This window comes from bacterium, assembly GCA_030649055.1.
GTDB lineage: Bacteria > Patescibacteriota > Minisyncoccia > UBA6257 > JAUSGH01 > JAUSGH01.
The window spans coordinates 1-13427 of sequence record JAUSGH010000012.1 but is presented as its reverse complement, the minus strand read 5'-3'; the positions used below and the strand labels follow the sequence as shown (position 1 = coordinate 13427).

At 54.8% G+C, this 13427-nt stretch carries 17 protein-coding genes and 4 tRNA genes; 6 read left to right on the top strand and 15 right to left on the bottom strand.

Going from position 1 to position 13427, the window contains the following annotated elements:
• Positions 1-32: 32 nt before the first annotated feature.
• The 5 genes from Q7R85_02725 to pilM form a co-directional block, all read right to left on the bottom strand.
• The gene (locus tag Q7R85_02725) at positions 33-1763 is read right to left on the bottom strand and encodes a GspE/PulE family protein (GenBank protein MDO8585010.1); all 1731 of its coding nucleotides are present in this window, start codon (positions 1761-1763) and stop codon (positions 33-35) included.
• A 122-nt stretch (positions 1764-1885) separates the two neighbouring features.
• Complete coding sequence (locus tag Q7R85_02720) at positions 1886-2176, bottom strand: hypothetical protein (protein ID MDO8585009.1); 291 nt, start codon at positions 2174-2176, stop codon at positions 1886-1888.
• A gap of 80 nt (positions 2177-2256) precedes the next feature.
• Positions 2257-2826 (bottom strand): hypothetical protein, encoded by a 570-nt coding sequence (locus Q7R85_02715; protein MDO8585008.1) that lies wholly within the window; start codon positions 2824-2826, stop codon positions 2257-2259.
• A gap of 5 nt (positions 2827-2831) precedes the next feature.
• Complete coding sequence (locus tag Q7R85_02710) at positions 2832-3374, bottom strand: hypothetical protein (GenBank protein ID MDO8585007.1); 543 nt, start codon at positions 3372-3374, stop codon at positions 2832-2834.
• A 124-nt stretch (positions 3375-3498) separates the two neighbouring features.
• Positions 3499-4575, bottom strand: coding sequence for a type IV pilus assembly protein PilM (gene pilM, locus Q7R85_02705; GenBank protein MDO8585006.1), 1077 nt, complete (start codon positions 4573-4575; stop codon positions 3499-3501).
• A gap of 93 nt (positions 4576-4668) precedes the next feature.
• On the opposite strand from pilM, the gene Q7R85_02700 reads away from it, so the two are divergent.
• The gene (locus Q7R85_02700; GenBank protein ID MDO8585005.1) at positions 4669-5460 is read left to right on the top strand and encodes a ComF family protein; all 792 of its coding nucleotides are present in this window, start codon (positions 4669-4671) and stop codon (positions 5458-5460) included.
• A 14-nt stretch (positions 5461-5474) separates the two neighbouring features.
• Here the strand turns inward: Q7R85_02700 and Q7R85_02695 are convergent, their stop codons facing one another.
• Together Q7R85_02695 and Q7R85_02690 are read right to left on the bottom strand one after the other, a co-directional pair.
• Entirely contained in the window at positions 5475-5723 is a 249-nt protein-coding gene (locus tag Q7R85_02695) for a hypothetical protein (protein ID MDO8585004.1), read from the bottom strand.
• A gap of 128 nt (positions 5724-5851) precedes the next feature.
• The gene (locus Q7R85_02690) at positions 5852-6559 is read right to left on the bottom strand and encodes a hypothetical protein (GenBank protein MDO8585003.1); all 708 of its coding nucleotides are present in this window, start codon (positions 6557-6559) and stop codon (positions 5852-5854) included.
• Positions 6560-6673: 114 nt separating this feature from the next.
• Here Q7R85_02690 and Q7R85_02685 point away from each other — a divergent pair.
• From Q7R85_02685 to Q7R85_02675, 3 genes are all read left to right on the top strand, one after another.
• Positions 6674-6760, top strand: a tRNA-Ser gene (locus Q7R85_02685).
• Between the two features lie 191 nt (positions 6761-6951).
• Positions 6952-7623, top strand: a complete 672-nt coding sequence (locus tag Q7R85_02680; GenBank protein ID MDO8585002.1) for a hypothetical protein — start codon at positions 6952-6954, stop codon at positions 7621-7623.
• Positions 7624-7736: 113 nt separating this feature from the next.
• A complete protein-coding gene (locus Q7R85_02675) occupies positions 7737-8786 on the top strand; it encodes a lipocalin family protein (GenBank protein MDO8585001.1) in 1050 nt (349 codons plus the stop codon).
• Here the strand turns inward: Q7R85_02675 and Q7R85_02670 are convergent.
• The 5 genes from Q7R85_02670 to Q7R85_02650 all read right to left on the bottom strand — a co-directional run bounded on the left by Q7R85_02670 (position 8783) and on the right by Q7R85_02650 (position 10624).
• Positions 8783-9049 carry a hypothetical protein gene (locus tag Q7R85_02670; protein ID MDO8585000.1) on the bottom strand — a complete coding sequence of 89 codons (267 nt, stop codon included), beginning with the start codon at positions 9047-9049 and terminating at the stop codon, positions 8783-8785. The genes Q7R85_02675 and Q7R85_02670 overlap by 4 nt on opposite strands.
• Complete coding sequence (locus Q7R85_02665) at positions 9030-9257, bottom strand: hypothetical protein (protein MDO8584999.1); 228 nt, start codon at positions 9255-9257, stop codon at positions 9030-9032. Before Q7R85_02665 ends, Q7R85_02670 begins: the two co-directional genes overlap by 20 nt.
• A 5-nt stretch (positions 9258-9262) precedes the next feature.
• Positions 9263-9333 (bottom strand) — tRNA-Ala (locus Q7R85_02660).
• Between the two features lie 169 nt (positions 9334-9502).
• Positions 9503-10480, bottom strand: coding sequence for a hypothetical protein (locus Q7R85_02655; GenBank protein ID MDO8584998.1), 978 nt, complete (start codon positions 10478-10480; stop codon positions 9503-9505).
• 71 nt (positions 10481-10551) lie between these two features.
• Positions 10552-10624, bottom strand: a tRNA-Arg gene (locus tag Q7R85_02650).
• Positions 10625-10691: 67 nt separating this feature from the next.
• Here Q7R85_02650 and Q7R85_02645 point away from each other — a divergent pair.
• Together Q7R85_02645 and Q7R85_02640 are read left to right on the top strand one after the other, a co-directional pair.
• A tRNA-Ser gene (locus tag Q7R85_02645) sits at positions 10692-10776 on the top strand.
• A 192-nt stretch (positions 10777-10968) separates the two neighbouring features.
• Positions 10969-12033 (top strand): hypothetical protein, encoded by a 1065-nt coding sequence (locus Q7R85_02640; GenBank protein ID MDO8584997.1) that lies wholly within the window; start codon positions 10969-10971, stop codon positions 12031-12033.
• A 55-nt stretch (positions 12034-12088) separates the two neighbouring features.
• Here Q7R85_02640 and Q7R85_02635 read toward each other — a convergent pair whose 3' ends face one another.
• The 3 genes from Q7R85_02635 to Q7R85_02625 form a co-directional block, all read right to left on the bottom strand.
• Positions 12089-12469, bottom strand: coding sequence for a hypothetical protein (locus Q7R85_02635; GenBank protein ID MDO8584996.1), 381 nt, complete (start codon positions 12467-12469; stop codon positions 12089-12091).
• A 10-nt stretch (positions 12470-12479) separates the two neighbouring features.
• A complete protein-coding gene (locus Q7R85_02630; protein ID MDO8584995.1) occupies positions 12480-12749 on the bottom strand; it encodes a hypothetical protein in 270 nt (89 codons plus the stop codon).
• A gap of 63 nt (positions 12750-12812) precedes the next feature.
• Positions 12813-13427 (bottom strand): IMP dehydrogenase (locus tag Q7R85_02625; protein ID MDO8584994.1); only part of this gene is annotated, 615 nt, incomplete at its 5' end.

Below are 13427 nucleotides of genomic sequence, written 5' to 3'. Positions count from 1 at the left end.
ATTGTTTTATTGCTTTCTTGCTTATTATACCATCATTCACTCGTTTCCCGAAGCACTTCCTCCATAGCGACGAGGCCCTGCAGGGCTTTGACCACACCATCTTGGCGCATGGTCACCATCCCCTGCCGACGCGCTTCCTCGGCAACTTTGCTTTCGGTGACTCCGCTGGTGGTCACGTCACCCAACTCCTTGGTCATTTCCAACACCTCGAACAACGCCACGCGCCCTTCAACGCCCTTGCCGTTGCACGCCGCGCATCCGGGCGAATGATAAATATTGTACCCGCCTTTTTCCGGCAACAATTTTTTTACCGCTGCCGGAAGCCGGTCCGCTTCTTTTTTGATTTCCGCGAGCAAATCTTCGGACGGAGCGCTTTCGGTTTTACATTTTTGGCAAAGACGCGCCACCAGCCGCTGTGCCAACATGATATTCAACGCCGACGGCAACAAAAACGCATCCACCTTCATGTCAATCAGACGCGGGATAACACTTAACGCGTTATTTGTGTGAAGGGTTGAGAGTACCACGTGTCCGGTAAGCGCCGCGTGCACGGCAAGCGCCGCGGTTTCATTGTCTCGGATTTCCCCGACCATGACGATGTCGGGGTCCTGCCGCAAAATCTGGCGCAAGCCGGAGGCAAAATCATACCCGATCTCCGGACGCACCTGCGATTGGTTCAACCCGTCCACCACATACTCCACCGGATCTTCCAAGCTCACAATGTTCGCCTCCTCGCTGTTCAAAATCTGGAGGAGCGCGTAGAGCGTCGTTGTTTTTCCGGAGCCCGTGGGGCCGGTGACGAGCACCATACCGAACGGTTTTTGAATGGCGGCGCGGATTTTTTCCTCAACAAGCGGAAGCATGCCAATGTCGCTCAATGTTTTTAATCCCACCGTTGGGTCAAGCACACGGATAGCCACCTTCTCCCCCGTCGGCGTCGGAAATGTGGAAACGCGGAAGTCGATGTCGCGGCCGAACAATGCCGAACGAAAACGGCCGTCTTGCGGGATGCGTGTTTCATCAATCTTCAGTTCCGAAAGCACTTTCACGCGCGAGACAATCGGTTGATGCAGCGCCAACGGCAACGACGTCGCCTCCTGCAACCGGCCGTCCACGCGGTAGCGGATGCGCAGACGCGTACGTTGCGGCTCAATGTGAATGTCGGAGGCGTTGATATTTACCGCTTCCTTAATAAGCGACGCAACGATTTTGATCACCGGCGCCTCTTCCGCCACACGTGTCCCGCCTTCTTCCAACTGCACAACGCGCGCCGTGGTCTCCCCACCTTTCAACTTCAGCCCCTTCACCGCCTCCTGAATTTCATTTGCAAACGGCGCGTAGCGGCGTAGCCCGGCGTCGAGATCGCTTTTGGTGATGAGATACACACCCAAACTCACTTTGTTTTGCTTTCCGATAAACCGCAGGGCTTCCTGCGCCGCGGTGTCGTCCGGATTCAGCATCCCGACAATCAGCAGATTTTTCTCCAACCCGATAGGTAAAATTTTGTAGCCACGCGCGGTCTCCTCCGGAACCATTTTTAACACCTCATCGCTGATGCTGCCTGCCTCCACGGCTTTGTACGGCACACCCACAATGCGGCTTTTCACTTTCGCCAATTCCGGCTCAGCAACAATTTTCCGCTCAACAATAATACTCTCTACGTCTTTCTGGAGCGATGTTGATTCGCGGAGCACGCTGGAAAGCGCCTCTTGCGTCAAGAGGCCGGCGTCTACTAATGATTTAAGAAGAAGTTTGGAGTCCATGGTTTGATGTCTGGTGTCGGGTGTCAGGTGTTGGGTGACGGAAGACGGAAGACGAGGGTCATCGGACATCGGACATCGGTCGTCGGACGTCGGTCACCGGTCACCCGACCCCTGACGTTACACTAGAACGGCAGAAACGGATTTTGCCTCCCTTGTGTCCCCACGCCCAATAACCCCGTGTAACTGCGGAGCGTGCGGAAATCTTTGCTGTTGATGACCGTGGTCGGGTCCACTTCAATGAACGAGAGTTGATTCGCGCTCTGAAGCGGCGCGGGAACAAGTACTTCAATCGCCGGCGCCGGCGAGAAAAAGAGATAATACGCGCCCACAATAATCACGGCAACAATAAACAGCGTCGCGATAATCGCGAACCATGGAATGCTTTTTTGTTTTTCGGGAACGATGAATGGCATAGGGTGTTTAGAATTTAGTATCTAGAATCTAGCATAGATGCTTCGTTGTTTTCTTGATTTTTTGCTTTATTGCTTCTTTGCTACTGCGCGGCCTGATAATATGCGTCAATAAGCAACGCGAAGGAAAGCGTATCCGGGCTTTTCGGCATTGATTCAACTTTCGCCTCCACAAGATCCATGAGCCGCAAATTGGTTTCCACGCCCTGCAAAAATCCTTTAAGCCCCGCGTACGAGCCGAGTAGTTTCACCGAAACGCGCATACGGCCCAACCCTTTAAGACCACCCATGTTTGCTAATGGCTTATCCACCGGCAGCAATTGCGTGTTCAATTCCTGCACCGCGACACTATTCCCCGCCGCGATTGCCGAAAGCTGTGCCACAACAAACGACGCGTTAGGTTCAAACGGAAGCGTGGTGGAAATAGTGTCCTGAATTTTCACTTTGCCTTGATACTGCGCGACAAGATCGTTCACTTTCGCAATGATGCGCTGCTGGTCGTCGTACAGTTTTGACTTTGCCGCGAGCTCACCGCGCATGGTGTTGACGCTCGCATAGAGCGGCTGCAAAAACGCGGCGTAGACAATAAGCGCCGCGACAAAGCATGCCGCGCTGCCGAATAAGCTCAAGATGCGTTTAGTAGAATGGCGCATGTTTTTTAATCACGAAACAACTCGGGTCTTAGTGTCGCGGAAATTCGAAAACGCACCTTTCCTTCCGTGGTGCGCGATTCATTCAACAAATACGATTCAACATCCGATGACTGTCGAATGGCTTCCAACTGCTCGCTCAATGTCTCATAGCGGTCAGTTAATCCTTCAAGCGTCACAATGCGGCGCATCGCGTCTACGCCGAGATTCGTATACACAACTTTTGCATTCGTTGTTTTTTCTAAAAACGCGGGGACTTTACTCGCAATGACGTGTTTGTCCAACAGCCCCTTCAAGTTCACGATCTGGGAATAAAACTTAAAAAGATTTGCCTGATCACGCTCCGGCACCGCTTCGGAGAGCGCTTTGAGCCCCGCGTTCACTGTATCCAACTTTCCCGCGACATACGGCTCATACCCGGCGCGAACGCCGACATATCCCGCGACCGCGGTGGAAAGTAAAATGATAGAGAATAAAAAAATCTTCCACGGCACACCTGGTCCGGTGTCGCGATCCTGCAACGCGCTGTTATTTTGTAAAAGCTCTGGCATCGTGTGGCACAAAAAAACATTTGAGCAACTAAGCATAGAAGCAACGCGGCGCTCTTGTGCGCTTTCTTGCTTTTGTATTTTTATGCTTTATTGCTTCGTTGTTTTTATGCTTTATTTTATCCCATCACAACTCCTTTTGTCCTAACCCAATCGCCACCGAAAGTACCGGCCCCAAATCTGAAAGAAATGGCGCCATACGCATGGGGTAGGTGATATGCGCGAACGGTTCCGCGTGCGAAACCGCGAGACCCGTTTCTTTCGCGATGTAACGGTCAAGACCGGGCAAGTTCGCGCTTGCGCCGGAAAGGACGATGCGTGAAACGGCTGTTTTATACAGCGTTTCGTAATTTTTCTTTACACGCATTCCTTCATTTATTATAACATCTACCATTGGGCACAGCAGTGTGAATAACTCATACTCTCCCGCCGCTCCGGTCAAGCCACGGTGCCGCTTCATTTCTTCCGCGCGGCGATTACCGAGTTTTAACCCCGTCGCGACGGTTTGCGTGAGCGTCGCGCCCGCAAAATCGGTCTGCCCCGCGAATTTCATCAATCCCCCTTCGGCGACCACTATCGTTGTTGAACGCGAACCGATGTCCATCACGAGCGATGGGCCGGTAGTACCGGTAGTCAAGGCGCGCGCCAAACTTACACCTTCAACTTCCAGCGCCAGGAGGTTCAACCCCGCGCGCTTGAAAATGTTCTGATAGCGGCTGATGACTTCATTTGGCACCGAAATGAGCAGCACCTGCTGCAGCACACGGCCGTCGGTGTCGCGCCGCTCCCCCACTTTTTGCCAGTCCAGCTTCACTTCCGTTATCGGCATCGGCACATACTGTTTTGCCTGCAGCTGCATGGAATTACCCAGCTCTTCGTCCGAGAGCATCGGCACTTCAATAAGTGTGGTGAACGATGAAAACGACGGAAGCGCGGCAATCACCGGACGCGCGGCAATACCGCTTTCTTTCATGAGTGCCCGCAAGTATTTCGCCACCGTCTCCTCCTGCAACTTTAAGGTACTCGTCTGAAACGCCTCGTTCGCGCGTTCCAAATAATCAAAACTTTCCAGATAGCCGTAGTTCAACAATTCGACGTTCTCTTTCCCGCGCTTCATCTCCACGATTTTTAATGACGTGGTGCCGATGTCCACGCCAAGATAGGTGCGCGGAGAAAAAAGGTTTTTAAAAAAATTAAACTCCATAAAAATAACAGTGTCATTCCCGCCCGCCAAAGGCGGGTAAACTCCAGCGGGAATCCAGAATTTGCACACACTGGATTCCGGGTCAAGCCCGGAATGACAAATCCTATAAGCTCTAAACAATTTGCCATTCGCCGGCAATCACCATACCATCAGTATATCATGAAAATCCCGTCGCTTGCGGCAATAAAAGACACGGTGCTGGACATTCTTTTCCCGCCGCTCTGTTTTGCGTGCGAGAAAAATCTTTTGCCGGAAGAAAAAACGCAAAATGTTTGCGCTGCGTGCTTTGGCAGCATCGCGCTTTTTGACACGCTGTTTTGTTCTGTTTGCGGCGCGCGGTTGCCCGGGAACGCGAAAATTTGTCACCCCGAGGCACTTTACATGCTAGGCAGCGCCGCCTCATACCGCAACGAAGCGGTGCAAAAACTCATATGGCGCTTGAAATATGGAAAATTGCGCGCTGCCGCCGTGCCGCTCGCCGGGCTTCTCGCGCAATATCTTACGACGCTTGATTATCATTTTTTGGGGTTCACTGTCTTGCCTGTGCCGCTTCACGCCGACCGGTTTGAGGAACGCGGCTTCAATCAGGCTGAACTACTTGCGACGCACGTTGCGGCGCATCTTCGCTTGCCGCTCGTAACGGACGTGCTTCAGCGCGTCAAAGCAACCCCCGCACAGGCAAAGATGCGCGATCGCGCGGAACGCAGCGCGAATCTTGCAGATGCGTTTGCGATAAATCCACACAGCACCGCCATCGCAGGAAAAAATATCCTACTCGTTGATGATGTGTTCACCACCGGCGCGACCATCGGCGAAGCCGTCCGGATGCTCAAAACCGCGGGCGCGAAAATAGTGATCGCCCTGACAATAGCCAGGGCGATATAGCGCGAGTTCTTCGTTTACAAGTCATCGCGAAGACGAGCGTGCCGCATACTCCACACGGCAAGCGCCCAGAGTATTGTCGTGAATAGCGCGAACGTCGCGGCTCCGACCACGCCGTGCCAGCCGGGAGTTGTGCGCCAAATCCCGCGCGCGACCATGGCGAGAACGAACTGCATAAGCAACCAGCACGCGGCAAGCAGTATCGTATCGCATACCACAAGCGCCGTGCCGACCACCTCAACGACTCTCCACATCCGGGAATTCATAAGCACCTCCGTTAAACTTGGAAACCGCCACCTCAACACTGATGACATATTATCACGAAAGCATTTTTAATGCAACTGTATAAAAAGAATCCGCTCGGTCCCGACTGGAACCGAGCGGCGTCATTTCTTCACGCGCCGGCGAACTCATCGCCGTCATCGTCGTCGTCATTGTTTCTACACTCCACGTCATCGCATTGTTCACAAACCACCGCCGCGCTATTCACCCACACCCGGGATTCACAGAGCGCGATGTCGCGCTTGCAACGGACGCAGAATGCCGTGTTGTACGCGTTCCACTTCTCGGAAGAGAGAAATGACACGGGCAACACACAAAGCAGTAGCACGAGCGCGATATCACTCAAGGGCTCACCGTTTGGGATGAGAGAAACGATCATGAGTACCACGATGCATCCCAATGCCCTAAGCAATATGCGAAACCATCGTTTCGCCAGCTCCTCGTTCCACAGCGAGGGCTCGCAATTTGGCAGCGATGCGTAGAAATCCGCGTTGCTCCGGCACGCGTCGCACACCGCAAACTGCCCCCACAATTCTGGCGCGTTGCACCGCTCTTCGGGTTTATCGCCGCTCATCTCTCTCTTGCACGCGCGGCAATAGCGCAGCACGTGAAACTTCCACTTGCTCCGAGCGTAGAAGTAGAGCGCGAAGATAGCGGCAACAAGAAACACGGACCATCCGCTCCTCACCGCCACCTCCGCCCAATGCGCGCCGCATCCCTTCGCGATGTTCAGCGCCAATAGTATCAGCACACTCGCCATCCAGCCCCATATCCCGATAAACCTCCACCGCTTCGCCAGTATCTCATGACGCGAACGCATGGGAACCTCCTTGTCGTTTACGCCTTCACTGAGGCAAATACTATCATAGAGAAGTTATCTATACAACCCCGAGTATTGCGACAACTTACTGTTTTAGGCTATGCTAGAGCCAACGGTGGGGTGGCCGAGTGGTTTAAGGCGGCAGTCTTGAAAACTGCTGTACCTGAAAGGGTACCGTGAGTTCGAATCTCACCCCCACCGCTTTGCGCGGGAAAATGCGGTAGACCCGAAAGGGTCTCGGGGACCGCAAGCTTGAGTTTGAATAACTCCAAACGGCTCAACGGGAGGCGCCGTTGAGCCGTTTGCTTAATCGGCGTCGGCGTGTTAGCATAAGCGCAACCTCAGACGCTGTTGTTTGGGGAGATTAGCGGCACCTTACCAAGGAGGCCAACATGGGCTCCACACTGGAGATCTGCGGCAGTATTCCCGCCATCATCAACAACGCGACGGGACGCTACGAGGGCAATCTCGTCAGCTACTTCCGATCGGTCTTCAACCGCGCGGAAAACCTGTGCAACCCGTACCACAACTTCCGGCACATGTGCCACGTGCTATGGCTGTGCTACAACGCGTGCATGTTCTATGACACGACGCTCACGAAGCGCGAGGTGCGCACACTCCTCATCGCGGCGCTCTTCCATGACTTCGACCACACTGGCGTGCCCGGTCCCGACGCAGCAAACATCGAACGGGCCATCGCGGGACTGAAACAACATCTCGCCCCCGAAGACGCGGGTGAGTTCGAGAACATCGCGGAGCTCATCAAGGCCACCGAGTTCCCGCACACATCACCATCGGAAGCGGTTGGTCTTTCGGGACAGATTCTCCGCGACGCGGACTTGAGTCAGGCGCTCAGCGTCGCGTGGATCCAGCAGGTGGTCTTCGGCCTCGCGACCGAGTGGGGCAAGACGCCCCTCGAAGTGCTCAAGCTCCAGGGGCCATTCCACAAAAACCTCAAGTTCTCCACCGAATGGGCAAAGGCGAAGTTTCCGGCGCCCATCATCGAGGAGAAGATCGCCGAGGCCGCCGAGCTCGTCGCGCTCCTCACGGGAACCGAGACGTAGACAAGTCACATGTTCGAACGCGGTTTATACCGGCCCGAGGCGCACCAGCGCCTCGGGCCACTTCTTTATGTAAGTAGCGCCGTGGCGTCGTAAAGCAGTATACTGGAAAACATATGCCGAACCCTCCAACGCCAATCGTTTTTCCCAGCGACGAGCAATCGCACGACGCCACGATTGAATGGTGGTATTGGAACGGCCATTTGCGTGATGCTTCCGGCAATCGGTACAGTTTCACCAACTGTCTTTTCCGCGCCGACGTGGCGAAGGCGAAAATTCCGTTCTTAAAAAGTTTGCCGCTGCAAAGCCACATGCCGCACGCGTATTTCGCGCACGCGGTACTTTCCAACATCACCAAACAAACCGCACTCAAAGACGCGCAGCATGTGGTGTTTATTTCGCGCGAGAGCTTCGGGAATCCCCTGCTCTACGTTTCATACCATGACCCACTGACCCGCCATGAGGTGCCGACAGAAATCACCGAAACCGCGCCGTTCACGTATCAACTCAAATCAAAAAATCTCAATCTCTCGCTCGTCTCACAAAAACAACCCCTCCTTGAGGCGGGCACGGGTTTTATTTCTGTTGCCGGACGCGAAAGTTATTACTATTCGCTGACGGATTTGCGTGTCACAGGTTCCATTCTCGTTGATGGCAATTGGATTGCGATTGAAGGCAAGGCGTGGATGGATCACCAATGGGCGAATGTCCCATACGCGCGCGACCGGTGGAATTGGTTCTCGTTGCAACTGCACGACGGCATCGACCTCATGTGCGTGGAGTATCAGAACGGCGAGAAAAAAGAAGGGCTCGTTGATGTATTACGACCGGATGGCACAAGCGCGCACTATACTCAACTTACACTCACGCCCGGCACGGATATATGGAAAAGTCCGCGCACAAACGCCGAGTATCCCCTCTCATGGGACATCTCTATACCGGACGCCGCCATACGTCTTTCCGCGCACGCGCCACTCGCCGACGAAGAACTGCTCCTCGCCGGAATGAATTATTGGGAGGGTCCCGTGGATGTATCCGGCACAATAGGCGAAAAAACCGTTTCTGGTGCCGGATTTATGGAACTCGTCGGATATCCGGCCGACTATAGCCGCCTTAACGCACTCATCAGTGAAGTACGCGGAAAGATACGAAGCCTCTTAGGCTAACGCTCGCGGAGCATTCGCTCTTCCTCGTCTAAAATTTTCTCCCATAGCTTCGGGTCGCGGCTGGCAAACGCGGCTTTTTTATCTTGGTAGTTATGAAAAAGTTTTGTGACCCAACTCGCGTCTTTCTCAAACAATTGAACAAGTGGCGCGAGCTCATCTTCCTTCGCGCGCGAAAGGAAATCCGAAAACTCCGCTTTGTCCATTAACGCAAGCGGCGATTGCAAAATATATTGCCGTATTTTTTCACGCAGCTCTCCGTTCATTGTTTTTGGGTTTTGGTTCCTCTTCTTTGTTTTTCGCCGGACGATTAAAAAGCGAGGTGATTAACCCAATGCCAAAGAGCATCGGAAAACTTGCGGCCGAGTCAATCTCCCGCGCAACGCCTTCCAACCGCACCGATTCCTGTTGTTCGGCGGCTTCGGCGTCAAAGCCGCCCTCTTCATCTTCTTCTTGTTCAAGATATTCAGACATATTCGTGGACCTATGGGGAGTCGAACCCCAACTTGATCCATGCCATGGATCCGTGATACCGCTTCACTATAGGCCCTTCTTATCGGCTTTTCTGTTTTGCATACAGCATAGCACCATATCAAACTTTTTTCAAAAGCACCCGCACCATCTCCGATTCCTTATGCTGGTGTTCTCAAGAACACCAGCATAAGAACGGGCCGTATAAAAATTGAACTGCCGCACTCTTCCGAAGAAAAGCACGGCAGTCAGTCGTGTATGTTGGGCATGCGCGAACCGACGTTCCACTCGGGACGCGTGATGCGTTTTCCGAATTCCGCGCGAAGGAATGCAGTACATGCGCCGCGGAACTCAACGAAGCTCTGCGGAGACCACTCTTCAACGAACGCGAAGAATTGTTCGCTCCGGCGCCAGTACGCAATGCCGAAATCCGCGATGGATTTCTTTTCGGCCCCGTCCAACTTGCGGAGATTCAGACTGTTCACTCGCTTCGCCGCGTCGTCGCACATGCGCTTGGCGAACTCCAGCGACTCCCGGACATGCTCGGGTTCCAGACTCTCCCCACCCAGCATTTCCGGATGCTGGCGGATCCACACGATGTCGCGCGCGCCCCAGAAGTCAATTGCATCCAAGTTCACTGCCGCGAAGACGATGGCCTCTTCAACCGTCGCCGGCGTGCGCGTGCCGGTGTGCTTCGCGTATATGGAGTACGGCGACCCGGAAACCTCTACCATCGCGGCGATCCGATCGGCCAGCGGCTTGCGCTTCCTGCGGTAGTCAGCGAGGAAGGTCAGCGTATCGTTGCACGTTTCCTCCATGTGACGGTCGGGGTTCACGCCGCCACGACACTTGGGATTCATCTTGGCACACTCATGCATCAGAAGCGCGAATTCAACCTCGCGGATCCGATTCATGAGCGTTTCTTCCTCGTTCTCCGTGCGCTCCTTCGGCGGAATGCCGATGAGCAGCCGGCGCGTAAGCGCGTTGCCATTCCAGAGCACACGCTCTATGTGCGCGGCCTGCATCGCGACCAAGTGCTTTGTGTGACGCACGAATCGCTTGCTAAGCGACTCGCGCATGGCACGCTCATTGTACTCCCGAAGCGTATACCGCAGCAACCGGCGCACGAGGATTCCGGCGGCGTTCACGTCCATCATTTCCATGATGTCCGGTTTGCCGGCTCCTTCACCTTCCGGCCCTTTGATGAGATTCAGCCGCTCAATCATCGGTCTCCCTCCAAAAATATCCCGTGCTACTTCAAGCGTAGCAGGGATAAACAAAAGCTTAAAGCCCGATGTGCCCTCGCGAGGAATCGAACCTCGATCTATCCCTTAGGACGGGACTGTTCTGATCCGTTGAACTACGAGGGCAATTTCCTTCATACCTTATCACTTTTTGACCTTTTGTGCAATTTCGTTATACTGAAGACGTTGATTTGGAGGGGTCGCATAGTGGCCGATTGCGCCGGTTTCGAAAACCGGTATGCCGCAAGGCATCGTGGGTTCGACTCCCACCCCCTCCGCAAAAATTTGGGATGGCATTCATGCCACGCCAAATTTTTCTGGTGACGGATTCGAACCGCGGGCCGCAGCTCCCGAAGAGGGAGCGAAGGTCTCGAGTTGTAGCAAAAATGAGAGGCGACTCCCACCCCCTCCGCCAAGTTGTATATTTCACAAAAACGCATTAGTATCCTTGTAGCACTGCTATTAAAGGTATGAACAAACGAAAGGAGACAACCATGCCGAAGTGGGAACTGATGCGGCTTGTGATCACGAAGAACGGCGAACATTCGCTCCGGCCGCTTACGAAGGTGGAGCGCGTGATGGCGCCGTACTACCTCATGCTCCTTACGCGCGCGTCGGAGGCGAAATCCGGAAATCCGATCTTCTCCGGATACCACGTGAAGGGTTGCGTAGGAGCCGGCGAGCTCGCGATCGCGCAATCCGAGAATGTAGAGTCCGGCAACTGCGACTCGCTTCACCTTGAAGTGGCCGTGATTGCCGCACTCGCCTCCCGGCAAAATTCCATCGAAAACCCCGTGACTCCGGCGCTCGTTATTCTCGCGGGGCACAAATCCGGAACCCCCAAGCGGTTCGCGATGCCCTGCGGTGGCTGTCGCGACTTTCTGCGCGATACCGTAGGCGAGGATTGCATCCTCATCTGCGGAACATCCGATGGCGGCACCGCGGTGATTGCGACGCTCGCCGACGTGCTCTTTGAAGACTACGCACGCGTACCGCTCTCGAAGATCGACGTCCTGAACATCTCGATCACGCAGACGATCCGCGAAGGCGAGGCGCTGATGGACAATCCCTCCCATGATCCCCTGAAGTGCCCGTTACGGAACTACTTCGTGTCCATCGCGACCGGCGAGAGCGCCGTCACCGACCGGATGTATTTCGGCGCGATGTCCAACGAGGAGGATTTTCACCCGATCTATCCGGTTGAAGATGCTGTTCGTGCCATGAGGCGCGCGAAGGATCCCTACATCAAGTCGGTCATGATCGTGGCCGAAGGCGATGGCACGATGCCACCCAGCGTCATGTACCGCGACCGACAGCGGCTCCTCGGAGCCGCAATCAGGCGAGCCATTCTCACCGGCAAACACTACGACCCTACTGTGCGCCTGTTCACACACACGAAGGGCACAATCACCGGTGCGTGGAAAACCTCGGCCGCAGAGTGGCTGCCGCTCCCCTTCTCTCCGAGGAACTTCGGTCCGAAGTTCCTGGCGGACTACACGGTCTACCTCAAAAAGAAGTACGGCCGCGCGGACTAACTCCGAAAGAACAAAAAGCGAACGACCCCCTTGCTCATCACGAGCTTGGGGGTCGTTATGTTTTGTATGGCGCCCTGCCACGATTGACATCCGATGGCGGATCGTACCACGGACGCTTTTCCTTTGGCACTTTATAGCCACATCCGCCGTCCATTCCCGAACACCCCGGACCGAAGTCCTGGAAGAAGTACACGGACGGCTTCCTGCACCTCGGACACCGTACCGCGTAGGCATACCAGCGCGGCGGCACCGCAGGATTATTCGGATCCGGCACCGGGTAACGGAACAGTAGGCGGTCACCCGGGCTTACCTTGAGCTTCATGAGCTCTTTGAGCATCTCCCGGGTTTGTTCTTTGTCCAACCCGCCCGCCATGTACTCCTGGATGACTTCCTCAATGTCCACCGCTTCAGCGATGTCATCAACCGTAATTGCCATCCTGCATCTCCTAATTCTTTTTCTCGAATGGCACGCGCTTCCCGCGCGGCGCCTTCAATCCGCAACCGCCACGCAAACCTGAACACGCCGGACCGAACCCTTCAAGGAAATACAGCGGCTCCCGGCACCGCGGACACGTGAACTTCGCGATACGATCGCCGTCCGTAATACCGCGCCACTCAAGATCCCGGGCAAGCGTGACGTTCTGCGCGTCAGCGTTTTTTCCCGCAAGATAGTCGCGCACGAAAACCCAAAGCACGTGCAAGCCCATGGTCTCCATCGCGCACCTCCTTTCTCGATGCGGCCTCCCACTATTTTTTATTATACCACCCGCACCCCGCCCTTACTGCTGATGGCTCCGCGGCACGCTTTCGCGCATACCCGCATCGGTCATCCGCACAAATTCCGCTTTATCGGCAAATTCTTTTAAATTTCGGGCGCCAGTGTAACTCATACCGGACTGGAGTCCGTCCACGAGATTGCCGAGGATTCTTTTCACTTCTCCTTTATACGTGACGCGGTAGCCGATGCCCTCCGGCGCGCGGTCGGCGCGCTCGGCATTTGCTTCGCGCGCTCCGCGGTCCATGGAAGCATCGCGCGAGGCAAGCCCGCGATAAATCTTAAATGCTCCCCCGTCTTCAATGTAATACTCGCCGGGCGATTCCAAACTTCCCGCAAACATGTTGCCGATCATGACCGCTGAGGCACCTGCGCCAATGGCTTTTGCCACGTCACCGGAATTTTTTATTCCGCCGTCGGCGATAATCGGTACATTGTATTTCTTCGCCGCTTCAACGCACGCCTTGACCGCCGTAAATTGCGGCACGCCGGAACCCGCCACGATGCGCGTGGAACACGCCGCCCCGGGCCCGATGCCCACCTTAATCGCATCCGCTCCCGCCTTAATCAAATCAACGGTGCCACTCGCTGTTGCGACATTTCCCGCGACCACATCCAC